The sequence below is a fragment of the Pseudomonas sp. NA-150 genome (genome assembly GCF_044336365.1).
In the GTDB taxonomy this organism is placed as follows: Bacteria; Pseudomonadota; Gammaproteobacteria; order Pseudomonadales; family Pseudomonadaceae; genus Aquipseudomonas.
The window spans coordinates 3472770-3496905 of sequence record NZ_CP172305.1 but is presented as its reverse complement, the minus strand read 5'-3'; the positions used below and the strand labels follow the sequence as shown (position 1 = coordinate 3496905).

Sequence of the window (24136 nt, the reverse complement as noted above, 5' to 3'; positions counted from 1 at the left end):
ATTGCCCTCACTCCTGGAGGCACTGACTTTTCACCGATAGTCAGTGCGAGGGCCACTACGCTTTAAATAAATACAAAAAGGGCGGAGCCAACTTAATGCATAACAATAAGAGTCACTGTCACACCCCGTTGCGTCTAAGTCTGTTGACCTCGGCTATCCTGGCCGCTTCGATGCCGACGGCCCACGCCTTCGAGCTGGACACCGGTAATCCCGATTGGTCTGTGCGTTTCGATAACACCATTAAGTACAACTATGGCGTGCGGACCGAAAACGCTGACAAGCGCATGTTGGGGACGCCGAATAATAACGACGGCGACTACAACTTCCGCCGGGCCGGTACCAATATCACCAATCGCGTTGACCTGTTGACCGAGCTGGATGTGGTTAACCAGGGCAAACAGGGGTTTCGTATCAGTACCGCCAGTTGGTACGACCAGGCCTATGACGATATCGGCAACAGCTCCAATCCCTTCATCAATGGTAATAAGGGCACCTCGGGGCTGGTCGCCAATGACACACGCCTTGGTTTTGCTGGCGTCACCAACGATAACGTCGGCAATGGCAGCGCCCACCTGAGCAACTATGCCCAGCGCTACTACAGTGGCCCGTCCGGTGAAGTTCTGGATGCCTTTGTGTTCTGGAACCATGAAGTGGGCGATCAGTCGCAGATCAGCGTAAAGGCTGGTCAGCACAACGTGTTCTGGGGTGAGACCATCCTGAACCCGGTGCATTCGATCAGTTACGGTCAATCAGGTCTGGATCTTGCCAAGCTGGCAGCTTCGCCCGGTACCGAGGCCAAAGAGCTGTTCGTTCCGCGCAATCAAGTCTCGATGTCCTTCACCGTTAATCCCGAGCTGACCGTGGGTGCGCAGTACTTCCTGCACTGGGATGCCGCCCGCCTGCCGGAGGCCGGTACCTACTATGGCGGCTCCGATCTGGTGGGTTTCGGCGCACAGTCTTTCCTGCTGGGCAACACCAATACGCCGTCTGGCAATCCGGCACTGGGTTGTGGTCTGGCGCCGTGCAACGGTCTGACCAACGTGCGTCGTGGTCATGATCTCACGCCGGATAACAGCGGGGATTGGGGCGTGATGGCCAAATGGTCGCCGGCCTGGCTGGACGGGACATTGGGCGTCTACTACCGCCAGACTTCGGATATTTTGCCTCAGGCGTGGTTGAACGCCACCGGTATCAGTTCGGCCAACGCCAACGGGACCAGACCCGCATCCCTTGGGGGAGCAGTGGTCAATACGCTTAACTCGCTCAATACCGCCACGTACCAAATGGCCTATGCCGACAATATCCATATCTTCGGTTTGAGTCTGTCGAAGGATGTCGGCGGTGTGAGCGTTGGTTCGGACCTGAACATCCGAGACAACATGCCACTGGCCAGTATCCCGGCCATCGTGAGCTCCACCAGCCCGTTAGGTCTGGGGCAGGGTCTGGGTCTGTTGCCAGCTCGCACGGCTGAAACCGGCATCGTCTATGACACCCCGAGCAAGGGCGACAGCATGAGCGCCACCGGTGAGACGTTGCACTGGACGCTCAACGGCCTGATGACCTTGCCCAAAACGGCTGTGTTCGATCAGGCAACCCTGCTCGCCGAACTGTATTACAGCAACTTGCTTCACCTCGATAGCAAGAATGCAGCGCTGTACAAGGGCAACGGCAGCTACCAGGGTATCGACGCTCCAACTCGCGACAACTGGGGTATTGCCGTCAACTTCACGCCGACCTGGTACCAGGTATTCCCAGGTGTCGACATGAACCTGCCAATGTCCGTCAACGCGGGCCTTGCTGGTGTGTCACCAGTGAGCGGTGGCGGTGCGAAAGACACCGGCAACTACGCGTTTGGCGTCGGCGCGATCATTTACAACAAATACTTTGTCGATCTGAAGTATGTGGACTCCTTCGGCAAGACCGACAAGTGCAATGTCAGTGGCGTGAGTACCGGTTCCACAGGTGGCGACGGCTCTACGCCGAACGCTTTCAGCGGCAACCAAAACTATGCGTGTTATGCCGGTGGCTACTCGGCCTTCTCCGGCGGCGGCGCGACCACAGCAGACCGTGGCGCCGTTTACCTGACCATGAAAACCACCTTCTGATTCACGAATCGCTTACTCGGTAAGCAGGAGAATAACAAGATGAAATTCGTGCACACGTTGCTGGCTGCGTCTCTGGCCATGGCGTTCGCCGCGCATGCGCAGGCAGCGGTATCGACTCAGGAAGCGGCTAAACTCGGCACCAGCCTGACCCTGGTAGGGGCCGAAAAGGCCGCTAATGCCGACGGTTCGATTCCGGCGTATACCGGTGGTTTGACCACCGCTCCGGCCAACTTCAAGTCGGGCGACAGTATGCGTCCGGACCCTTTTGCCAGTGAAAAACCGTTGCTGGTGATTGATGGCAAGAATGTCGATCAGTACAAAGGCTTGCTGACAGCCACCACTGCGGAGCTGGCCAAGCGCTTTCCTACCTACCACATTGACGTGTACCCGACCCACCGTACTGCGGCGCTGCCTCAAGCGGTGCTGGACAACGGCGTGAAAAATGCCACGGGTGCCAAGTCACTTGAGGGCGGGTTGGCCATCGACAACGTCCTGCCCGGCGTGCCATTCCCGATCCCGCAATCGGGTGCCGAGGCGATGTGGAACTTCCTGCTGCGCTACCAGGGCGTCAGCATCAACTCCAAATATGACTCCTGGAACGTCGACTCGGCTGGCGTCCCGAGCCTGTCGATCACCGGCAACGCGTTCATCGCTTATCCGATTTACGAAGACCTGGCGAAGCCCATCAGTAGCGCCGACACCTACTACCAGATGAAGCTGTACTACACCGGTCCCGCGCGCCGGGCCGGCGAGTCGATCATGCTTAAAGACGCCGCCAACCCGCTGCAGCAGCCGCGCCGCGCCTGGCAGTACTTGCCTGGCCAACGTCGAGTAAAACTGGCACCGGACCTGGCCTATGACACGCCTAACCCAGGTACTTCAGGCGCGGGCACCTATGACGATGTCTTCGTGTTCAACGGTGCACTGGATCGCTACGACTGGAAGCTGGTCGGCAAGCAAGAAATGATCGTGCCTTACAACACCTATAAGCTGACGTACGCCCCTGATCCGAAGTCGCTGACCACCGCCAATCACGTTGCATCCGACTTCGTGCGTTGGGAAAAACACCGCGTATGGGTCGTAGAGGGCACGCTCAAGGCGGGTGCTCGGCACGTCTACCAGAAGCGTCGCATCTACCTGGATGAAGACTCCTGGACCGCTCTGGCCTCCGACGAGTACGACGCCCGTGGTCAGCTCTACCGTGGCTCTTTTGCTTTCCTCAGCCAGAGCTATGACAAGAAAATCCCGGACGCCACGCCCTTCATGATCTACGACCTGATCGGTGGCTCCTACAACATCAACGGTGTGGTAGGCCCGTACGGTGGCATCAAGTACATCGATCCTCTGTCTAAGGCGCAATGGTCGCCGGAGTCCTTGGCGGGCGCGGGTATTCGCTAAGCACAGCGTGAGCCTGTTCGGTCCACTGCCTCCCCGGCCGTGGGTCCGGACAACTTTCGGTGTAGAGCCGAGGGTTCAGGGTGCCTGATTTCAGCGCTGGGCTGCACGTGCGTGCCCCCAGCGCAGTTCCCACAAGAGGACGCCGTATGTGTTCGTACAAAAAGTGCGTGTTGCTGGCGCTGGGCGCCACGCTGGCACTGTTGCAGGGAGTCGCTCAGGCGACCGGCTATGTCGATGTGTTGGATCTGCCGGCCAAGACCAGTGCCTTGGCCGTGCGCAGCCCGTTGCTGGATGTGGCCCGCGCAGGAACGCGCCTGGTGGCTGTCGGGCAGCGTGGTCATATTCTCTATTCCGATGATGCGGGCAACCGCTGGCAGCAGGCGGCTGTACCGGTCAGCTCCGATCTGACAGCAGTGAATTTTCCGTCCGCAACGCAGGGTTGGGCGGTCGGCAATGACGGTGTGGTCCTGCACAGCAGCGATGCCGGCGCGACCTGGAGCAAACAGCTCGATGGCCGTCAAATTGGCGACTTGCTGGTCAAGCATTACGGTGAATTGGCCAGTGCCGATCCGGCCAACGAACAATGGGCGCAGCTTGTCAGTGACGGCCAGCGCCTGGTGGAAGAGGGCGCCGACAAGCCACTGTTGGGCGTCTGGTTCGCCAACGACAAGCTGGGGTATGTGGTCGGTGTGTTCAACCTGATCCTGCGTACCGAAGACGGTGGTCAGCACTGGACACCATTCGAGGACCGCACAGAAAACCCGCAGGGCTTGCACCTGGAAGCCATCGCTTCCACCGGTGACGCGCTGTATATCGCCGGAGAACAGGGCCTGCTGCTTAAGTGGGATGAGTCCAGCCAGCATTTCATGGCTGTGCAGACGCCTTATCAAGGCACCTTTTTCGGGATCATCGGCAAGCCTGGCGAAGTGCTGGCTTACGGCCTGCGCGGGCATGTGTTCCGCAGCGTCGATGGCGGCAAGAACTGGAGCGCGTTGAACGCCGGGCTGCCGGTCAGTATCACCGCCGCCACGCTGGACGCGAAGGGCAACTACCGCTTGTTCACGCAGGCCGGTCATATGTTGCTTGAGCAGGAAGGCAGTACACAGTTGCAGTTGGTGCCGCAGCAAGGCCAATCGCCCGTGGCAGCTGCCGCGCTGGCCGCCGATGGCTCGCTGGTGTTGGTGGGTAGCCGTGGTGCGCGTGCACTTCGCGTCGAATAAGAACTGGATCAATTAGAGCGAGTACCCTGACATGGGCAACATCAAGCAAGACACCATGCCGGTGATCCGCCACTTGCGTGACTTCGATCGACTGTCCGGCAACCGCCTGGAACGCTGGGTGTTCAACTACCGTCCGTTGTTCATGCTGTTCATGGTGATATTCACCCTGTTGCTGGGTTACATGGCGGTGACGCGCCTGGAGCTGCGTCCCAGCTTCGAGAAGATGATCCCGCAGAGCCAGCCTTACATCAAAAATTACCTGGAGAACCGCAAATCGCTGCGGGGGCTGGGTAACTCGGTGCGGGTGGTGGTAGAAAATACCCAGGGCGACATTTTCGACCCTGAGTACCTGAGTGTGCTTAAACAGGTCAACGATGAGTTGTTCCTCACCGAAGGCGTCGATCGCGCCTGGATGAAGTCGCTGTGGAGCCCGTCGGTACGCTGGACTGAAGTCACCGAGCAAGGTTTTCAGGGTGGCCCGGTAATGCCCAATGACTACAAGGGCTCGCCGTCGGACATTGAGCAACTGCGCCAGAATATCAACCGCGCAGGTCTCGTCGGCAGTTTGGTTGCCAGCGACTTTAAGTCGAGCATGTTGGTCGTGCCGCTGCTGGACACCGCCTCGGCCACCGGCAAAAGCATCAACTACTACCAATTCGCCCAGACCCTCGAGCAGCAGCTGCGCGACAAAATTGAGTTCGCCGGTGATAGCGCCGCGCGCAAGGCCGGGAAAGAAGGCACCGGTAAGTACAAGGTGCATGTGATTGGTTTCGCCAAGTTGATCGGCGATCTGATCGACGGCCTGATTCAAGTGATGATGTTCTTCGGCCTGGCCGTGGCCACCTCGTTTGTGATCATTTATCTGTACACCCGTTGCCTGCGCAGCACCGTGCTGGTGATCTTCTGTTCACTGACCGCAGTGGTCTGGCAACTGGGCATCGTCGCCTGGCTGGGTTATGCCATCGATCCTTACTCCATCCTGGTGCCTTTCCTGATCTTCGCCATCGGGGTCTCCCACGCGGCGCAGAAGATGAACGGCATCATGCAGGACATCGCCCGCGGCACGCATAAATTGGTGGCGGCGCGCTACACCTTCCGCCGCTTGTTTATCGCCGGTGTCACCGCGCTGCTGGCCGATGCGGTCGGTTTTGCGGTATTGATGCTGATCGATATCCCGGTGATCCAGGACCTGGCCATTACCGCCAGTATTGGCGTGGCCGTGCTGATCTTTACCTCGCTGTTGATGATGCCGGTGACACTGTCCTATATCGGCGTCGGCGCCAAGGCCGCCGAGCGCGCACTGAAGATCGACACACGGGCCGAGCAGAATCGGGGCTTCGGCAAGTTATGGAGCATGCTCGACCGCTTCACCACGCCCAAGTGGGCCATTGGCACCGTACTGGTCGCGGTGTTGCTGGGTATCGGCGGCTTCGTGGTCAGCCAACAGTTGAAGATCGGCGATCTCGACAGTGGCGCCCCGGAGCTTCGCGCGGACTCGCGTTACAACCGTGACAACGGCTACATCACCAGCCACTACGCGCTGTCCAGCGACCTGTTCGCGGTGATGATCAAGACCGCACCCGAAGGCTGCCTGAACTACAAGACCCTGGTCCTGGCCGACCGTCTGGCCTGGGAGCTGCAGCAAAACCCGGGCGTGCAAGCGACGTCATCGCTGGTCAACGCGGTGCGCCAGATCACCGTCGGTTCCTACGAGGGCAACCCCAAGCTGAACAGCATCCAGCGCAACCAGAACGTGCTGAACTACGCCGCGCAGCAGGCCTCGGTCAATGCGCCGGAGTTGTTCAATACCGACTGTTCGGTGATGCCGGTAATCGCCTACCTCAAGGACCACAAGGCGGAAACGCTGGATGCGGTGGTGGCCATCGCCGACAAGTTCGCCAAGGAAAACAGCTCTGACGATCGTCAGTTCCTGTTGGCCGCCGGCACTGCCGGCATCGAGGCCGCGACCAATATCGTGGTGCGCGACGCTAACCACACCATGCTGCTTTACGTGTATGCAGCGGTGACGTTGTTCTGCCTGATCACCTTCCGCAGCTGGCGCGCGACGCTGGTGGCGCTGCTGCCGCTGGTGCTCACCTCAATCCTCTGCGAGGCGTTGATGGTGGTCATGGGCATCGGCGTGAAAGTGGCGACCTTGCCGGTGATCGCTCTGGGCGTGGGGATTGGTGTGGACTACGCGCTCTACCTGCTCAGCGTCCAGCTGCACTACCAGCGCCAGGGCATGCCGCTGTCCGAGGCCTATCGCAATGCGGTGGCGTTTACCGGACGCGTGGTGGGCCTGGTCGGCATCACCCTGGCGGCCGGCGTGGTGTGTTGGGCCTGGTCGCCGATCAAGTTCCAGGCCGACATGGGCATCCTCCTGACCTTCATGTTCATCTGGAACATGCTCGGCGCATTGATCCTGATCCCGGCGCTGTCGCACTTCCTGCTGCGCAACGTCGGCACCGAGTCAATCAAGAAGCACTCATTAGAGAAAGCCCACGCCTGACACCTGTCGACTTTTACGCGCACCCGAGAGGGTGCCATTTTTACTGACCAGGGCATGTTCAATGCCCTGACATTGCCTGAGTATTTCAATCATGTCTGATTACAAAGCCCCCCTGCGTGACATTCGTTTCGTACTCAACGAAGTGTTCGAAGTCTCCAAACTGTGGGCGTCGATGCCGGCCCTCGCCGAGGTGGTGGATGAAGAGACTGCCAATGCCGTCCTCGAGGAGGCCGGCAAGATCGCCGCAGAGCTCATCGCACCGCTCAATCGCAGTGGCGACGAGCAGGGCTGTTCCTGGACTGACGGCGTGGTGAGTACCCCGGCCGGCTTCCCGGAGGCCTACCGGGCGTTTGCCGAAGGTGGCTGGGGCGGCGTTGGCGGAGATTCGGCGTATGGGGGCATGGGCATGCCCAAGGTGATCGGTGCCCAGGTCGAGGAAATGGTCAACGGGGCCAACCTGTCTTTCGGCCTGTACCCGATGTTGACCGCCGGTGCTTGCCTGGCGATCAACGCTCACGCCAGCGAAGCGTTGAAATCCGCGTACCTGCCAAACATGTATGCCGGCGTCTGGACCGGCTCCATGTGCTTGACCGAACCGCATGCCGGTACCGATCTTGGCATCATTCGGACCAAGGCCGAGCCGCAGGCTGACGGCTCTTACACAGTCAGCGGTACCAAGATTTTCATCACCGGCGGCGAGCAAGACCTGACCGAGAACATCATTCACCTGGTACTGGCCAGACTGCCCGATGCACCGGCAGGCCCGAAAGGCATTTCGCTGTTCCTGGTACCGAAAGTCATGGTCAACGCCGATGGCAGTCTGGGCGAGAAGAACGCAGTGTCCTGCGGTTCAATCGAGCACAAGATGGGCATCAAGGGATCGGCCACCTGCGTGATGAACTTCGACGGTGCCACCGGCTGGATCGTCGATGCGCCGAACCGCGGCCTGGCGGCGATGTTCACGATGATGAACTACGAGCGTCTGGGCGTCGGCATTCAGGGCCTGGGCTGCGCCGAGCGCTCCTATCAAAGCGCCGTCGAGTACGCCCGCGATCGTCTGCAAAGCCGCTCACCCAGCGGCCCGCAAGCCACCGACAAGGTCGCTGATCCGATCATCGTCCACCCGGACGTGCGTCGTATGTTGCTGACGATGAAAGCCACCAATGAAGGCGGGCGGGCGTTTTCCACCTACGTGGCCATGCAGCTCGACATCGCCAAATTTGCTGAAGACGCTGCTACGCGCAAACGCGCCGAAGCACTGGTGTCGTTGTTAACTCCGGTGGCCAAGGCGTTCCTCACCGATCTGGGTCTGGAGTCCACCGTGCATGGCCAGCAAGTGCTGGGCGGCCACGGCTATATTCGCGAGTGGGGCCAGGAACAACTGGTGCGTGATGTGCGGATCACTCAGATCTACGAAGGCACCAACGGCATTCAGGCACTGGACCTGGTCGGGCGCAAGGTAGTCGGTTCAGGCGGCGCGTTGTACACGCTGTTCGCCGACGAGATCCGCCATTTCATCGCGACCGCCGGTGCCGATCTGGCCGAGTTCAGCAAACCGCTGAGCAGTGCGCTGGACAACCTCGACGAACTCACCGTTTGGGTACTGGATCGGGCGAGCAACAACCCCAATGAAATTGGCGCGGCGTCGGTCGAGTACCTGCATGCCTTCGGTTACACCGCCTATGCCTACATGTGGGCGTTGATGGCCAAGGCCGCTATGGGCAAGCAGGCGCAGGACGACTTCTACGCCAGCAAGCTGGGCACCGCACGCTTCTATTTCGCCCGCCTGCTGCCGCGTATCCATTCGTTGGCGGCGTCGGTCAAGGCCGGTAGCGAATCGCTGTACCTGCTCGACGCAGCGCAGTTCTGATCCGTCGAACCGGCGATGATTTCCACACCACAGACTCAGGAAGTACCCCAGGTGACAATAAAAATTATTCCGCCCGCAGAGGGCGCGTACACCTATCCCTTGTTGATCAAAAGCTTGTTGCTCTCTGGCGTGCGCTACGCACCCGAGCAGGAAATCGTCTATGCGGACAAGCTGCGCTACAGCTACCAAACGTTGAACCAGCGCATCAAACAGTTGGCAAACGCGTTGACCAAAGCCGGGATCAAAGCCGGAGACACCGTGGCGCTGCTGGATTGGGACAGCCATCGCTATCTGGAGTGCTTCTTTGCCGTACCCATGATTGGTGCGGTGTTGCATACCGTGAATATCCGACTCTCTCCGGAGCAGATTCTGTACACCATGAACCACGCCGAAGATCATTTGGTGTTGGTGCACGATGACTTCCTGCCCTTGATCGAGCCGATTCGGGATCAACTGACCACGGTCAAAGGCTATATCCAGCTCAGTGATGTCGGCGCGGCTGCGACCGAGCTGCCGGTGCTGGGGGAGTATGAAAGTCTGCTGGAACAGGCGGACCATCACTTCAGCTTTCCGGACTTCGACGAGAACGCAGTCGCGACGGTGTTCTACACCACCGGCACCACTGGCAATCCCAAGGGCGTTTACTTCAGCCATCGCCAGTTGGTGCTGCACACGCTGAATGCGGTGGGCACGCTGGGCGTGTATCAGGGCGTGCCGTTGTTACGCTCGGACGATGTGTACATGCCCATCACCCCGATGTTTCATGTGCATGCCTGGGGCGTGCCGTATGTCGCGACCATGATGGGCATCAAGCAGGTGTACCCGGGGCGCTACGAAGCCAATAGCCTGGTCAGGTTGTATCGCGAAGAGAAGGTCAGCTTTTCCCATTGCGTGCCGACCATTTTGCAGATGCTCCTGAGTTGTGAAGAAGCCACCCGGACTGACTTCAGCGGCTGGAAGATGCTGTTGGGTGGCAGTGCATTGACCCATGGCATCGCTTCCCAGGCGACGGCACGGGGTATGCGCATCCATAGCGGCTATGGGATGTCCGAGACGTGTCCGTTGATCTGTCTGACCCACCTGAGTGACGCCGAACTTGAACTGCCGGCGGATGAGCAAGTGGCTGCGCGGATCAAGACCGGCATCGCGGTGCCGATGGTGGATTTTCGCATCATCGACGCCAACGGCAACGATGTGCCGCACGATGGTGTGGCGCAGGGCGAGCTCGTGTTGCGAGCACCCTGGTTGACCCAGGGTTACCTGAACGAACCGGAGCAGGGCGCGCAGCTGTGGGCGCAGGGCTGGATGCACACCGGTGACATTGCGTCCGTCGACGCTTCGGGCGTGGTGGAGATCAAGGATCGGATCAAGGACGTGATCAAAACCGGCGGCGAGTGGGTCAGTTCGCTGGAACTGGAGAGCCTGATCAGCGAACACCCGGCGGTCGCCTCGGTGGCGGTGGTGGGCATTCCCGATCCGCAGTGGGGCGAGCGGCCGGTGGCGCTGGTGGTGTGCGTACCCGGGGAAAAGATTGATTCCAAAGTGCTTGAGGTTCATCTACACCAGTATGTTGAAAGCGGTCGAATCAATAAGTGGGCAATTCCCAAACAGTTCCGATTCGTTGCCGATATTCCGAAAACCAGTGTTGGCAAGATCAACAAAAAGCTGATTCGGGAGAATGAATTGGCTCGGTAAGCGTTAGCCGTCCAGCGTTTCAAGCAAAAGGCCCTGCTATTAAGCGGGGCCTTTTCATTTGCGTGTGTTTTTGCCGGGAACAGGGCCGTTTGGTCGGAGAAGGGCACCGCCAACCCGCATAGAGTCGACATTGTCACCAATAGCGAAACGACTGTCGTCAAATGAAAGGCGTACGCGCTGTGAGGGCTTTACTGTCAGTACTGCCTACAAAGCGGGAAAATAACAAAAATGAAATTCGTGAAAAGTCTACTGATGGCTTCGCTGACGATGGCCCTGGCTATCAATGTCCAAGCGTCTGTGTCGAACCAGGAAGCCGCCAAATTGGGCACCAGCCTGACCCTGGTGGGTGCTGAAAAAGCCGGTAATGCCGACGGCTCCATCCCGGCCTATACCGGTGGTCTGACGACCGCTCCGGCCGGCTTCAAGACCGGCGACAGCATGCGCCCGGACCCCTATGCGGGGGATAAACCGCTGCTGGTGATCACCGGCAAGAACGTCGATCAGTACAAAGACATGCTCACTGCCACCACGGTGGCGCTGGCCAAGCGGTATCCGGGCTTTCGCATCGACGTTTATCCAACGCACCGCAGCGCGGCATTGCCCCCGGCGGTGCTGAGCAACGGGGTGAAAAACGCTACGGGTGCCAGGGCACTGCAGGGCGGGATGGCCCTCGACAACGTGCTGCCCGGTGTACCGTTCCCGATCCCGCAGTCGGGCGTCGAGGCGATGTGGAACTTCCTGTTGCGCTACCAGGGCGTCAACATCAACGCCAAGTACGATTCCTGGAGCGTTGACTCGGCTGGTGTGGCAAGCCTGGCGGTGACTGGCGAGGCGTTTGTCTCTTTCCCGATTTATCAGGATTTGTCCAAGCCTTTCACCAATGCCGACATCTACTATCAGATGAAATTGTCGTACACCGGCCCGGCACGTCGCGCCGGCGAGTCGATCATGCTCAAAGACGCCGCCAACCCGCTGGCGCAGCCGGGGCGTGCCTGGCAGTACCTGCCTGCTCAGCGCCGGGTCAAACAGGTCTCGATCCTCGCTTACGACACGCCCAACCCCGGTACGGCGCGTGCCCTGGAGCTTTACGACTGGACGCTGATCGGCAAGCAGGAAATGATCGTGCCCTACAACACCTACAAGCTGACCTACGCCCATGACCCCAAGTCGCTGACCGCCGCCAACCACTTGGCCCCGGACTTCGTGCGTTGGGAAAAACACCGGGTGTGGGTGGTGGAGGGCAACCTCAAGCCCGGCGCCAAGCACATCTACCAGAAACGTCGCTTCTACCTGGATGAAGACAGCTGGGCGGCGTTGGCCTCCGATCAATACGACACCAGCGGCCGGCTGTATCGTGGCTCCTTCGCCTTCCTCAGCCAGAGCTATGACCAGCAGGTGCCGGATGCCACGCCCTTCATGACGTACGACCTGTCGCGCGGCACCTACAACATCAATGGCGTGGTCGGTCCTCACGGTGGCATCAAGTACACCGAAGCGCTGTCGAAAGCGCAGTGGTGTCCTGAGACGATGGCGGGTGCTGGCATTCGTTAAGGTCGCCACACCTTTACCTACTGCTGTAAAAACGCCCATCATGCGCCGCAAACTGTTGCTTCGAGGGCGTCATGCGAATCCACGTTACCTTCCACGACCGTGTCGGCATCACCCAGGAAGTCCTGGCGTTGCTCGGTGCGCGTAACCTCAACCTGGACGCGGTGGAGATGATTCCACCGAACGTGTACATCGACGCGCCGGACCTCAGTCAGGCGGTGCTGGATGAGTTGAACTACGCGCTGCTGCGGGTCGAAGGGGTCAAGGCGGTGGAGCTGGTGGACATGCTGCCCGGTCAGCGCCGTCGCATGCAGTTGGATGCGTTGCTGGCTGCCATGAGTGATCCAGTGTTGGCCGTCGACCCCAGCGGCTATGTGCTGTTGGCCAACCCCAAACTGGTGGAACTCTGCGGCCGCGAGCCTGCGGGTGAGCCGCTGTCGAGCCTGTTCGCCGAGCCGGGCCTGGCGCGAACACTGGTGGAGAAGGGCTTCCGTGTGCCGATGTGCGAGGTGAATTTCAACGGCAAGGACTTGCTACTGGACGCCACGCCGATCACCGGCGGCGCGGAGCCTGCGCGCTTTTTCGCCGGTGGCTTGCTGACCCTGTATCCACCGAGTCGTATGGGTGAGCGGCTGGCGTCGCTGCACCATGATCATGCCGAAGGCTTGCACGCATTGCTTGGCAAGTCGCCGGCACTGGAACTGCTGAAAGCCCGTGTGCACAAGGTCGCCGGGCTGGATGCTCCGTTGCTGATTCAGGGCGAAACCGGCACGGGCAAGGAGTTGGTGGCGCGCGCCTGCCATGCCATGAGCGCGCGGCGAGATGCGCCGTTTCTGGCGCTGAACTGTGCGGCACTGCCGGAGAGCCTGGCCGAGAGTGAGTTGTTCGGCTATTCGGCCGGGGCGTTTACCGGCGCGCAACGCGGGGGCAAGCCGGGGCTGCTGGAGCTGTCGGATCGCGGCACGGTGTTCCTCGATGAGGTCGGCGAGATGTCGCCCTATCTGCAAGCCAAGTTGCTGCGTTTCCTCAGTGATGGTTGCTTCCGCCGGGTGGGTGGCGACCGCGAGGTGCATGTCAATGTGCGGGTGCTGTGCGCGACCCACCGCAACCTGGAACGGATGGTGGTGGACGGCGGCTTCCGCGAGGACCTTTACTATCGGCTCAATGTCCTCAACCTGATGGTGCCGGCGCTGCGCGAGCGCGGGCACGACATCATCCTGCTGGCCGAACACTTTCTGCGCCAGGCCTGCACACAGATCCAGCGCCCACTGTGCCGCCTGGCCCCGGCGACGCATCCATTGCTGCTGGGCAATCGCTGGTCGGGCAACGTGCGCCAATTGCAGAACGTGATTTTCCGCGCGGCGGCGATCAGCGAAGGCGATGTGATCGATTGCGATGGCCTGGAGTTGGCCGGTACGGCGTTGGTCAATCAACAAGCCGATAGCGTGGAAGTGACCAGCCTGGAGGCGGCGATGCAGGAGTATGAGCGGTCGCTGCTGGAGCGGTTCTATGCTGATTATCCGTCGACCCGGCAGATGGCCCAGCGCCTGCAAACTTCGCACACGGCCATCGGTCAGCGGCTGCGCAAGTACGGAATTTCTTCGCGGTCTGAGGGGTAGCGCGCGAATGTGGTTCGATTGCGTTCCAGTGGAGTGATATCGCTCCACTTGCGTGTGAGCCATGTAGTTCGATGCTTTCAGCGTACTGTGCCCGGTCAGTGGGCCTTGGTATGTGGAGTGATATCGCTCCATAAAATCATGTTATTTATTCAATAAATCTAGTAAGTAATTGATTAATATAAATATATATTGATTGGCATCGCCTTTGCTCTTGTTCACTCAGCTGAACCGTTTCTACGGTCGCACTGACTGAATAACAAGAGAGGAAGGGTCCATGAGCACGCTGCGTTTTACGTCTGAGCATGAATGGTTGCGCCTGGAAACCTCCGGCGAGCTGACCGTGGGCATCACCACGTTCGCGCAGGAAGCGCTGGGCGATGTGGTGTTTGTGCAATTGCCGGAGCTGGGTTCGTTTGCCGCGGGCAGCGAAGTGGCGGTGCTGGAGTCGGTCAAGGCCGCCAGCAACATCAGCATGCCGCTGACCGGTGAGGTGGTGGCAGCCAACCAGGCACTCGCCGACGATCCCGAGTTGGTCAACGCGTCACCGATGGACGCGGGCTGGTTCTTTCGGATTCGCATCGCCAATCTCGAGGTGTTCCACAACCTGTTGGATCAGGACGGTTACGACCGTTTCCTGGCCGACAACGCCTGAGCGGGGTGTCGAGATGAGCAACGCAGCCTTTTCGCCCAGCACCCATAACGACCGCAACCTGATCTGCACCTGCCCGTCTATCGAGAGCTAACAGGACGCTTGATCAGGCTACTCCCAACTTTGTAGGCGCTGCCGCAGGCTGCGATAAGGTCGGAACGACCTTCAAGCGCTGGCGCTTCGCACCAGATTCGCAGCCTTCGGCAGCTCCTACAGAACGGGTGCAATTACAGATTTCTGTCTAACCACAAACCCATTGTTCGAACCAAAGGAATCCCCCGCATGTTCCATAAAAGCCTGACCCTGTCCGATTTCGACCCTGCTCTCGCCGAAGCCATCCACCGTGAAACGCAACGCCAGGAAGACCATATCGAGCTGATCGCCTCGGAGAACTACACCAGCCCGCAGGTGATGCAGGCGCAGGGCACCGAACTGACCAACAAGTACGCCGAAGGCTACCCGGGCAAGCGCTATTACGGGGGCTGTGAGCACGTCGATGTGGTCGAGCAGTTGGCTATCGACCGCGCCAAACAGTTGTTCGGCGCCGGTTATGCCAACGTCCAGCCGCACTCCGGGTCACAGGCCAACGCAGCGGTTTACCTGGCGTTGCTGCAGGCCGGCGATACCTTGCTCGGCATGAGCCTGGCCCACGGCGGTCACCTGACCCACGGGGCCAAGGTCAGCTCTTCGGGCAAGCTGTACAACGCGGTGCAGTACGGTATTGATGGCAACGGGCTGATCGACTATGACGAGGTGGAGCGCCTTGCACTCGAGCACAAGCCGAAGATGATCGTGGCTGGCTTCTCTGCCTATTCGAAGACCCTGGATTTCCCGCGTTTCCGCGCCATTGCCGACAAGGTCGGTGCGTACCTGTTCGTCGACATGGCCCATGTCGCCGGGCTGGTTGCGGCAGGCCTGTACCCGAACCCGCTGCCGTACGCTGATGTGGTGACGACCACCACCCACAAAACCCTGCGCGGCCCGCGTGGCGGCCTGATTCTGGCCAAGGCCGATCCGGAGCTGGAAAAGAAACTCAACTCAGCGGTGTTTCCGGGTGGGCAGGGCGGGCCGCTGATGCACGTGATCGCAGCCAAGGCGGTGTGCTTCAAAGAGGCGCTGGAGCCGGGCTTCAAGGAGTACCAGTTCCAGGTGATCAAGAATGCCCAGGCCATGGCGCACGTGTTCATTCAGCGCGGTTACGACGTGGTCTCGGGCGGTACCGACAACCACCTGTTCCTGGTCAGCCTGATCCGTCAGGGCATCACTGGCAAGGACGCCGACGCCGCGCTGGGCCGTGCCCACATCACCGTCAACAAGAACGCGGTGCCCAACGATCCGCAGTCGCCGTTTGTGACTTCAGGCCTGCGCATCGGCACCCCGGCGGTGACCACCCGTGGTTTCCAGGTGCCTGAGTGCCGTGCGCTGGCAGGCTGGATCTGCGACATCCTCGACCACCTCGGCGATGCCGATGTCGAGGCTCGAGTGGCCAAACAAGTGGCCGCGATCTGCGCGCTGTTCCCGGTCTACACGGCCTGATCTCCGTGGTTTAACACGAGCGCGGTCCAGAGCGGACCGCGACTTTCTGGAGCAAAGCCATGACTGAAAGCCAGCTGAGTGCGTCCCGGCCACCGCCGTTGCAGCCGGGAGTAAAACTGCGCGGCGCCGAGAAGGTGGCGCGGATTCCGGTAAAGATCATTCCCACCGACGAGTTGCCGCGTAAACCCGACTGGATCCGCGTCGGCATCCCCGCATCGCCGGAGGTGGCGCGCATCAAGCAGCTGCTGCGCAAACACAAGTTGCACAGCGTCTGCGAAGAAGCGTCCTGCCCGAACCTGAGCGAGTGTTTCTCTGGCGGCACTGCAACCTTCATGATCATGGGTGACATCTGCACCCGGCGCTGCCCGTTCTGCGATGTCGGCCATGGCCGGCCGAAACCGCTGGACACCGATGAGCCGCGCAACCTCGCCGTTGCCATTGCCGAGCTGCGCCTGAAGTACGTGGTGATCACCTCGGTAGATCGTGACGATTTGCGTGATGGCGGCGCCCAGCATTTTGTCGACTGCCTGCGCGAAATCCGCCGGCTGTCACCGGGTATCCAGCTGGAAACCCTGGTGCCGGATTATCGCGGGCGAATGGACGTGGCGCTGGCGATCACCGAGCAAGAACCGCCGGATGTGTTCAATCACAATCTGGAGACAGTGCCGCGCCTGTACAAAGCCGCGCGGCCGGGCTCGGATTTCGAGTGGTCGCTGGACCTGTTGCAACGCTTCAAACAGCGGGTGCCGCAGGTGCCGACCAAGTCCGGGTTGATGCTCGGCTTGGGCGAAACCGACGACGAGGTGATCGAGGTCATGCAGCGCATGCGCGAGCATCAGGTCGACATGTTGACCCTCGGCCAGTATTTGCAGCCGTCGCGCAGCCATCTGCCAGTGCAGCGCTTCGTGCACCCGGACACCTTTGCCAGGTTGGCCGAGGAGGCGCGCAAGCTGGGTTTCAGCAACGTCGCTTCCGGGCCGTTGGTGCGCTCCTCGTACCATGCAGATCAGCAGTTACAGGGTACGAAGAACGTCTGATTCAAGCCCGCAACGGATTACGCGAGCAAGCCGCCAGATCTTCCAGGAACGTCTGCAAGATCGGCGGCGGGGCGCTGCTGCGGCGGGTGATCACGTCGAACGGCGACGTCAGCCGCATGCTCACCGGCGCCAATTGCTGCATCTCGCCGAGGGTGACCCACTGCGACGCAAAGTGCATCGGTAGAAAGCCCAGGTAAGCCCCGGAAATAATCAAGATCGCCAACGCCTCGATGTTGTCGACGGTGGCTGCCGCTTTGCTGACGCCGAGGTTATCCAGGTCGTATTGCTGCATGTAGCCACGGGCGACCACCCGGTAATTGCCAATGGTTTCCAGTAGTTCGGGCCGCTCGACCTTGCTGCCGAACAGCGGGTGGCGACGACCGCAGTACAACCCCAGTGCCTCCTGATACAGCGGCGTATGCAGCAGCCCTGGCACCCGAATCGGGAAGTGCCCGATGGCCAGGTGCAAACGACCGTCGAGCACGCGCTCTTCCAGCTCCGCCGGACTGCCGACATACACGTTGAGATGCACATCGTGCCCGCGCGAGACGAAGCGCTGGGTGGTGCGCGGGATCGGCGAGTCCGGGTCGGTGATGGTGGTGTCGATGATGCCCAGGTTGAGCTGGCCGCTGATGTGCTGCTTGAGCACGTCGGCATCGAGGCAAAAATGCTCGACCGCCGACAGCAGGCGTTGGGTTGCCTCATGGATGGCGATGCCTTGTTCGGTCAGGCGAAAGCCACTGCGACCGCGCACGCAGAGCTTGACCCCGAGACGGGTTTCCAGATGGGTCATCTGCTCGCTGATGGTCGACTGACCAACGTTCAAGGCCGCCTGGGCCGCAGAAAAACCACCGCATTTCACAATGGAGGCAAACACCCTGAGCAATTTCAGGTCGACGTCATGCAGTTGAATCACAGCCACTCTCCCGCGGGTTATTACATCGCCAAGGCCGATATGAATATCTGATATTTAGCATTTTCTCCATGAATACCTGCGGCCATAGTCACTGCAACGGCGGTTGATTCCCGGTTGACCGCTCACTGAAAACAATAATCGGAGTTGCACTAGCATGTCGAAGCACGGTTATGAATCCGGTCGTTTGAACCTCCCGTTCGTGGGCCACTGCACGTTCGCCAAATCCCCGATCTGCACCGATTGGGACACGCTCAAGGCCGACGTGGCGGTGCTTGGCGCGCCGAATGACATGGGCACCCAATGGCGCTCCGGCGCACGCTTCGGGCCGCGCGGTATCCGTGAGGCATCGACCTTGTTCTCCTTCGGTCATGCTGGCGCGTACGACCATGAAGACGACGTGATGTACCTGACGACGGACGACGTCAGCATGGTCGATGTGGGTGATGCCGATATCGTTCACACCGACATGAATGCCAGCAACGACAACATCGAATTCGCCGTGCGCAAGATCCTCGAAGCGGGTGCCATGCCGGTGGTGCTCGGCGGCGATCACTCGGTGCATGCGCCGGTGATCAAGGCGTTTGAGGGCAAGGGCCCGATTCACATCATCCACTTCGACGCGCACCTGGATTTCGTCGATGAACGCCATGGCGTGCGTTATGGCCACGGCAACCCGCTGCGCCGCGCGTCAGAGATGAATCACATTGTTGGCATGACCCAAATGGGCATCCGCAACGTCTCGTCCTCCAACCGCGACGACTACGAAGCAGCGCATGCCGCCGGCTCGAAAATTCTCTCGGTGCGCGATGTTCGCCGCCTGGGCACAGACGGCGTGCTGGAGTTGATTCCGCGCGGCGTGAAGTACTACATCACCATCGACATCGATGGCTTCGACCCGTCCATTGCGCCCGGCACCGGCACCCCCAGCCACGGTGGCTTCCTGTACTACGAGGTGTTGGAAATCATCCAGGCACTGGTCAAACGCTGCCATGGCGACATTGTCGGCATCGACCTGGTGGAAGTGGCGCCAGTCTACGACCCGTCCGGCTCGACCTCGATCCTGGCCGCCCAGCTGTTGCTCAATAGCATCGGTTTCATTTTTCACGAGCGCGCTCAGGCACGTTTGCGCTAACGACCCGTCGCCCGGAGATAATGAAAATGGACATGATTGTTAAGCAGTATCTGCAGAAATTCGGCGTCTCGGAGGCCACCCAGCGCTTCCTTTCGAAAACCCAGACGATGTTTATCGGTGGCCAATGGGTCGAGGCCAGCGATGGCCAGACGTCGGACGTGATCGAGCCGTCGACCGAAGGCTTCATTACCCGTATCCCGATGGGCACCACCGACGATCTGGATCGTGCGGTACAGGCCGCTCGAGCCCAGTTCGATGGCGGCGCCTGGCGTCAGCTGAAACCCCTCGAACGCGAGCGCTTGCTGCATCGCCTGGCCGATTTGATCGAGGCCAACGCCGTGGAACTGGCTGAGATCGAATCCATCGACATGGGCAAATCCGTGGCCTGTGCGCGGGATGTCGATATTCAGGGCACGGTCGATACCTTCCGTTATTTTGCCGGTTGGGCCACCAAGATTCACGGGCGCACGGTTGAGCCTTCGTTGCCGGGCAACTACCTGGCGTATACCCGCAAGGAACCGGTGGGTGTGGTCGGCGCCATCGTGCCGTGGAATTTCCCGCTGCAAACCATGGCCTGGAAGTTGGGCGCAGCCTTGGCCACCGGGTGCACCGTGGTGGTCAAACCAGCCGAGTTGACCTCACTGTCAGCGCTGCGTTTTGCCGAACTGGTGCAGGAAGCCGGAATTCCGGACGGGGTGATCAACATCGTCACCGGTCGCGGCAGTGTGGTTGGTGCGGCGATGGCCACCCACCCAGGTATCGACAAGCTGACCTTCACCGGTTCCACGCCGGTCGGGCGCACGGTCGGCAAAGCTGCCGTGGATGAAATGAAACGCCTGACCCTTGAGCTGGGCGGCAAATCGCCGGTCATCGTGTTTGCCGACGCTGACCTGCCGGCGGCGGCCAGAGCGGTGGCCAACGGCGTGTTCTTCAACTCGGGCCAGGTGTGTGATGCCGGTACGCGGGCGTATATCCACCGCAGCATCTACGACGAATTCCTCCGTGAGCTGGCGGCGTACACGCAAACACTGACAATCGCGCCCGGCATGGACCCCGACTGCTTCATCAGCCCGCTGGTGTCGGCGCTGCAGAAGAAGAGGGTGGAGGACTACATCGAGATCGGTAAGCGTGAAGGAGCCGAGGTTTATTATGGTGGCAAGCCCATCGAAGGGCCTGGCTACTTCGTCGAACCGACCATCTTCGCCCATTGCCGCAACGACATGCGCATCGTCCAGGAAGAGATCTTCGGCCCGGTACTCGTCACTGCACCGTTCGATAACGAAGAGGAAGCCCTGGCACTGGCCAACGATTCACCGTTCGGCCTGGCCGCAGCGCTCTATTCCAACGACCTGGGTCGCGTGCACAGCCTGATACCACGCCTGCGCGCCGGTTCGGTGTATGTCAACGCCCACAGCACCATCGACCCATCGATGCCGTTCGGCGGCTACAAGCAATCAGGATTCGGCAAGGATCTTGGATCGGAGCAACTGGAGTTTTTGCTGGAGACCAAGGCGGTCTGGATAACGTTGCCATGAGCCGGGGCTGAGTCCCTTCACGTGCCGCGACATTAGTTTTTACACGCATGGTTTTACAACAATAAGAGACCTCATCATGCAAACCCAATCCAAGTCCGCCAGCAGTGCCGCACTCCGAGACGACCCGTTGGCCGTCGAAGGGCATTCGATCGATTTCATCCCTGAAAACGAGCGCACCGACAAACTATCGAGCCAGGGACCGTTCTGGTTCCTGGGTAACTTCACCTTCTTCACCATGACCATCGGCTTCGTCGGTCCCAGCGTCGGCTTGACCGCGCTTTGGACCACCCTGGCCGGCACCTTGGGCATCATGTTCGGCACCTTGTTCATGGCCTTCCACGGTTCGCAAGGTCCGCATCTGGGCTTGCCGCAGATGATCCAGTCGCGGGCGCAATTCGGCTATCGCGGCGTGGTGCTGGTGTTGTTGGCGACACTGTTTGTGTTCGCCGGGTTCAACATCGTCAACCTGGTGTTGATGATGCAGGGGCTGCATACGCTCTTCGGCTTTAACCCGATTGCGGTGGCGGTGGCGGTCACCGTGCCGGCGGCGGTGCTGGCGATTCTCGGCCACGACTGGATGCACCGCAGCTTCAAGTGGGCGCTGTTTCTGTCGCTGCCGTTGTATGGGCTGGTGACCCTGGCGGTGCTGATGCATTGGGTACCCGATGCGCCGATGCCGGAACTGGCAGCCGGCGCGGTGGCCCCGGCGCCGCTGGGCTTCAACTGGACCGGTTTCATTGCCCAATTTGCTGCCGCAGCGAGCTACAACATCGCCTACGCGCCTTACGTGTCTGACTACTCGCGTTATCTGCCGAAAAACACGCCGGGCGGCAAGCTGATTGCGGTGGTGTTCCTTGGCGCCTCGCTGTCCGGCGCGTGGATGATTGCCGTAGGTGGCTGGTTGGCCGATCACCTGCATTCCACTGACGTGCTGGTCGCCCTCGGCCAAGTGGGCAACACCGTGTCGTCGACCGTCGGCACTGCGGTGGTGGTGATCACCATCCTGGCGTTCCTGCCAGTGATCGCGATGAACATCTACAGCGCCAAGCTCACCGTACTGACCTGCGTCGACTCGATCAAACACATCGAACCGACCCGCAAGGCGCGGGTGCTGGCGATTGTGTTCGTGATTCTGCTGCAACTGGGCGTGGCCCTGAGCATCCAGGGTTCGGACAAGGGCCTGTCGGTGCTCGGTATCTACCTGGTGGTGATGCTGTATTTCCTGGTGCCCTGGACCTCGGTCAACCTCACGGACTACTTCTTCGTGCGCAAAGGCCGCTACGCGATTCCGCACTTCTTTCAGCCCCACGGCAGCATCTACGGCAACTGGGGCCTGCGCGGGATTGCCTCGTATGCCATTGGTTTTGTCTCGATGATCCCGTTTTTCTACATCTACGATGGCGTCGAGCAGCGCGAGGTCTACGTCGGCCCGCTGGCCAAGGCCCTCGGCAACATCGACGTAGCCTGGCTGGTTGGCCTGATCGTCTCGGGCCTCGTCTACTACTGGTTCAGCCGCTCGATCGACCTGAAGCGCGAAGAAAGCGTGATTCAGCACATCGAAGCCACCAGCCCGCACTACACCACCGGTGACAAGCAAGCCAAGCCTTCGCTGCCATCACTCGGCAACAAGGCGTTTGGGAGATAATCATGGCTATTCAACAATACGATTACATCATCATCGGTGCGGGTTCGGCCGGCTGTGTGCTGGCCAACCGCTTGAGCGAGGACCCCGCGACCAGCGTGTTGGTCCTGGAGTTCGGCGGCAGTGACCGTAGCGTGGTGATCCAGATGCCCAGTGCGTTCTCGATCCCGATGAACACCAAGAAGTACAACTGGCGGTATGAAACCGATCCAGAACCCTACCTCAACGGACGCCGTATTCACTGCCCGAGGGGCAAGGTGCTCGGCGGCTCTTCATCGATCAACGGTCTGGTGTACATCCGTGGCCATGCCTATGACTTTGACGAGTGGGAACAACTTGGTGCCAAGGGCTGGGGCTATCGCAACTGCCTGCCCTATTTCAAGCGTGCCGAGCACTATGAAGAGGGTGGCAACGACTACCGAGGCGGCAGCGGCCCGTTGCACACCACCAATGGCAATCACATGAAAAACCCGCTGTACGGAGCGTGGGTCGAGGCGGGGGCTGAGGCGGGCTATATCAAGACCGACGACTGCAACGGTTTTATGCAGGAAGGTTTCGGCGCAATGCACATGACCGTGAAGAACGGCGTGCGCTGCTCGACGGCCAATGCCTATTTGCGCCCGGCGATGGACCGACCCAACCTGACGGTGGTGACCCAGGCCATGACCCGTCACATCATTCTCGACGGCAAGCGCGCAGTGGGCATCGCCTACGACTGCGACGGCGACACCCATGAGGTGTACTGCAAACATGAAATACTGGTGTCGGCCGGCCCCATCGGCTCGCCGCACCTGCTGCAACGTTCCGGCATCGGCCCTGCCGAGGTGCTGAACAAGGCCGGGGTCAAGGTCATCCATGACCTGCCCGGTGTCGGCGAAAACCTGCAAGACCACGCCGAGATCTACATTCAATTTGGCTGCAAGGAGCCGGTGACGCTCAACAGCAAAATGGACCCGCTGAGCAAATTGATGATTGGCCTGCGCTGGTTGCTGTTCAAGGATGGCCTGGGCGCGACCAACCATTTTGAGGCCGGTGGCTTCATCCGTTCCGAAGAGGGGCTGCGCTGGCCTGACATCCAGTTTCACTTCCTGCCGGCGGCCATGCGTTACGACGGTAACAAGCCAATCAAGGGCCATGGTTTCATGGTCCTCACCGGACCAAACAAACCCAAGAGCCGGGGCTATGTGCGGATTCGTTCGGCCGACCCCTACGAGCACCCGCAAATTCAGTTCAATTACCTGCAACGTGAAGAGGATCGCGAAGGCTTCCGTCGCTGCGTGCGCCTGACCCGGGAAATCATTGGACAGCCGGCGATGGACCGCTTCCGCGACGGCGAAATTGCGCCGGGGCCCAACGTGAACAGCGATGCGGAAATCGATGCCTTCGTGCGCGACAACCTGGAGAGCACTTACCACCCTTGTGGCTCATGCCGGATGGGCGAAGACGAGATGGCGGTGGTGGATTCCGAGTTGCGCGTGCGGGGCATCGCAGGCTTGCGCGTCATCGATTCGTCGGTGTTCCCGAGCGAGCCCAACGGCAACCTCAATGCGCCGACCATCATGCTGGCCGAGCGCGCGTCCGATCTGGTGCGAGGGCGCAAGATGCTGCCCGAGGCCGAGGTGCCGGTCGGGCTCGCCCAAGGCTGGGATACCCGTCAGCGCACCAGGAAGCCGGTTCGAAACGTCGCGGTATAAGGGGCAACGCTGATGATCGGTAAAGCCTGAC

The 24136-nt window shown here is 60.3% G+C and carries 16 protein-coding genes; 15 read left to right on the top strand and 1 reads right to left on the bottom strand.

All coding sequences use genetic code 11. The features are described from left to right. Positions 1 to 95 precede the first annotated feature (95 nt). From ACF0H7_RS16435 to lipA, 11 genes are all read left to right on the top strand, one after another. Entirely contained in the window at positions 96 to 2105 is a 2010-nt protein-coding gene (locus ACF0H7_RS16435; RefSeq protein WP_397447974.1) for a DUF1302 domain-containing protein, read from the top strand. Between the two features lie 39 nt (positions 2106 to 2144). Further along, on the top strand, positions 2145 to 3503 hold the full coding sequence (locus ACF0H7_RS16430; protein ID WP_397447973.1) for a DUF1329 domain-containing protein: 1359 nt from the start codon (positions 2145 to 2147) through the stop codon (positions 3501 to 3503). A 146-nt stretch (positions 3504 to 3649) separates the two neighbouring features. Then, entirely contained in the window at positions 3650 to 4723 is a 1074-nt protein-coding gene (locus tag ACF0H7_RS16425; RefSeq protein WP_397447972.1) for a WD40/YVTN/BNR-like repeat-containing protein, read from the top strand. Positions 4724 to 4754: 31 nt separating this feature from the next. Further along, positions 4755 to 7232 carry an RND family transporter gene (locus ACF0H7_RS16420; RefSeq protein ID WP_397447971.1) on the top strand — a complete coding sequence of 826 codons (2478 nt, stop codon included), beginning with the start codon at positions 4755 to 4757 and terminating at the stop codon, positions 7230 to 7232. Positions 7233 to 7323: 91 nt separating this feature from the next. Beyond that, positions 7324 to 9102 (top strand): acyl-CoA dehydrogenase C-terminal domain-containing protein, encoded by a 1779-nt coding sequence (locus ACF0H7_RS16415; protein WP_397447970.1) that lies wholly within the window; start codon positions 7324 to 7326, stop codon positions 9100 to 9102. Positions 9103 to 9153: 51 nt separating this feature from the next. Then, positions 9154 to 10797 (top strand): fatty acid--CoA ligase, encoded by a 1644-nt coding sequence (locus tag ACF0H7_RS16410; RefSeq protein WP_397447969.1) that lies wholly within the window; start codon positions 9154 to 9156, stop codon positions 10795 to 10797. A gap of 228 nt (positions 10798 to 11025) precedes the next feature. Beyond that, positions 11026 to 12348: a DUF1329 domain-containing protein gene (locus ACF0H7_RS16405; RefSeq protein WP_397447968.1), complete on the top strand. Its 1323-nt coding sequence runs from the start codon at positions 11026 to 11028 to the stop codon at positions 12346 to 12348. Between the two features lie 71 nt (positions 12349 to 12419). After that, positions 12420 to 13964 carry a sigma-54-dependent transcriptional regulator gene (locus ACF0H7_RS16400; protein ID WP_397447967.1) on the top strand — a complete coding sequence of 515 codons (1545 nt, stop codon included), beginning with the start codon at positions 12420 to 12422 and terminating at the stop codon, positions 13962 to 13964. Positions 13965 to 14238: 274 nt separating this feature from the next. After that, complete coding sequence (gcvH, locus tag ACF0H7_RS16395) at positions 14239 to 14616, top strand: glycine cleavage system protein GcvH (RefSeq protein WP_397447966.1); 378 nt, start codon at positions 14239 to 14241, stop codon at positions 14614 to 14616. Between the two features lie 279 nt (positions 14617 to 14895). Next, positions 14896 to 16149 carry a serine hydroxymethyltransferase gene (glyA, locus tag ACF0H7_RS16390; protein WP_397447965.1) on the top strand — a complete coding sequence of 418 codons (1254 nt, stop codon included), beginning with the start codon at positions 14896 to 14898 and terminating at the stop codon, positions 16147 to 16149. Positions 16150 to 16208: 59 nt separating this feature from the next. Then, on the top strand, positions 16209 to 17186 hold the full coding sequence (lipA, locus tag ACF0H7_RS16385; protein ID WP_397447964.1) for a lipoyl synthase: 978 nt from the start codon (positions 16209 to 16211) through the stop codon (positions 17184 to 17186). 1 nt (position 17187) lies between these two features. Here lipA and ACF0H7_RS16380 read toward each other — a convergent pair whose 3' ends face one another. Further along, positions 17188 to 18102: a LysR family transcriptional regulator gene (locus ACF0H7_RS16380; protein ID WP_397447963.1), complete on the bottom strand. Its 915-nt coding sequence runs from the start codon at positions 18100 to 18102 to the stop codon at positions 17188 to 17190. Between the two features lie 154 nt (positions 18103 to 18256). Between ACF0H7_RS16380 and speB the strand changes: the two genes are divergently transcribed. The 4 genes from speB (at position 18257) to betA (ending at position 24105) form a co-directional block, all read left to right on the top strand. Further along, positions 18257 to 19234: an agmatinase gene (gene speB, locus ACF0H7_RS16375; RefSeq protein ID WP_397447962.1), complete on the top strand. Its 978-nt coding sequence runs from the start codon at positions 18257 to 18259 to the stop codon at positions 19232 to 19234. 26 nt (positions 19235 to 19260) lie between these two features. Continuing rightward, entirely contained in the window at positions 19261 to 20769 is a 1509-nt protein-coding gene (locus ACF0H7_RS16370; protein WP_397447961.1) for an aldehyde dehydrogenase family protein, read from the top strand. Between the two features lie 76 nt (positions 20770 to 20845). Then, entirely contained in the window at positions 20846 to 22414 is a 1569-nt protein-coding gene (locus tag ACF0H7_RS16365) for a purine-cytosine permease family protein (protein ID WP_397447960.1), read from the top strand. A gap of 2 nt (positions 22415 to 22416) precedes the next feature. Further along, the gene (gene betA, locus ACF0H7_RS16360; RefSeq protein ID WP_397447959.1) at positions 22417 to 24105 is read left to right on the top strand and encodes a choline dehydrogenase; all 1689 of its coding nucleotides are present in this window, start codon (positions 22417 to 22419) and stop codon (positions 24103 to 24105) included. Positions 24106 to 24136: the final 31 nt, after the last annotated feature.

Bases quoted from the DNA above. Each gene is read 5' to 3' on its own strand.
- ACF0H7_RS16400 (WP_397447967.1), top strand. From the start codon at position 12,420: ATGCGAATCCACGTTACCTTCCACGACCGTGTCGGCATCACCCAGGAA.
- gcvH (WP_397447966.1), top strand. From the start codon at position 14,239: ATGAGCACGCTGCGTTTTACGTCTGAGCATGAATGGTTGCGCCTGGAA.
- speB (WP_397447962.1), top strand. From the start codon at position 18,257: ATGTCGAAGCACGGTTATGAATCCGGTCGTTTGAACCTCCCGTTCGTG.
- ACF0H7_RS16370 (WP_397447961.1), top strand. From the start codon at position 19,261: ATGGACATGATTGTTAAGCAGTATCTGCAGAAATTCGGCGTCTCGGAG.
- ACF0H7_RS16415 (WP_397447970.1), top strand. From the start codon at position 7,324: ATGTCTGATTACAAAGCCCCCCTGCGTGACATTCGTTTCGTACTCAAC.
- glyA (WP_397447965.1), top strand. From the start codon at position 14,896: ATGTTCCATAAAAGCCTGACCCTGTCCGATTTCGACCCTGCTCTCGCC.
- betA (WP_397447959.1), top strand. From the start codon at position 22,417: ATGGCTATTCAACAATACGATTACATCATCATCGGTGCGGGTTCGGCC.
- lipA (WP_397447964.1), top strand. From the start codon at position 16,209: ATGACTGAAAGCCAGCTGAGTGCGTCCCGGCCACCGCCGTTGCAGCCG.
- ACF0H7_RS16435 (WP_397447974.1), top strand. From the start codon at position 96: ATGCATAACAATAAGAGTCACTGTCACACCCCGTTGCGTCTAAGTCTG.
- ACF0H7_RS16405 (WP_397447968.1), top strand. From the start codon at position 11,026: ATGAAATTCGTGAAAAGTCTACTGATGGCTTCGCTGACGATGGCCCTG.
- ACF0H7_RS16430 (WP_397447973.1), top strand. From the start codon at position 2,145: ATGAAATTCGTGCACACGTTGCTGGCTGCGTCTCTGGCCATGGCGTTC.
- ACF0H7_RS16420 (WP_397447971.1), top strand. From the start codon at position 4,755: ATGGGCAACATCAAGCAAGACACCATGCCGGTGATCCGCCACTTGCGT.
- ACF0H7_RS16425 (WP_397447972.1), top strand. From the start codon at position 3,650: ATGTGTTCGTACAAAAAGTGCGTGTTGCTGGCGCTGGGCGCCACGCTG.
- ACF0H7_RS16365 (WP_397447960.1), top strand. From the start codon at position 20,846: ATGCAAACCCAATCCAAGTCCGCCAGCAGTGCCGCACTCCGAGACGAC.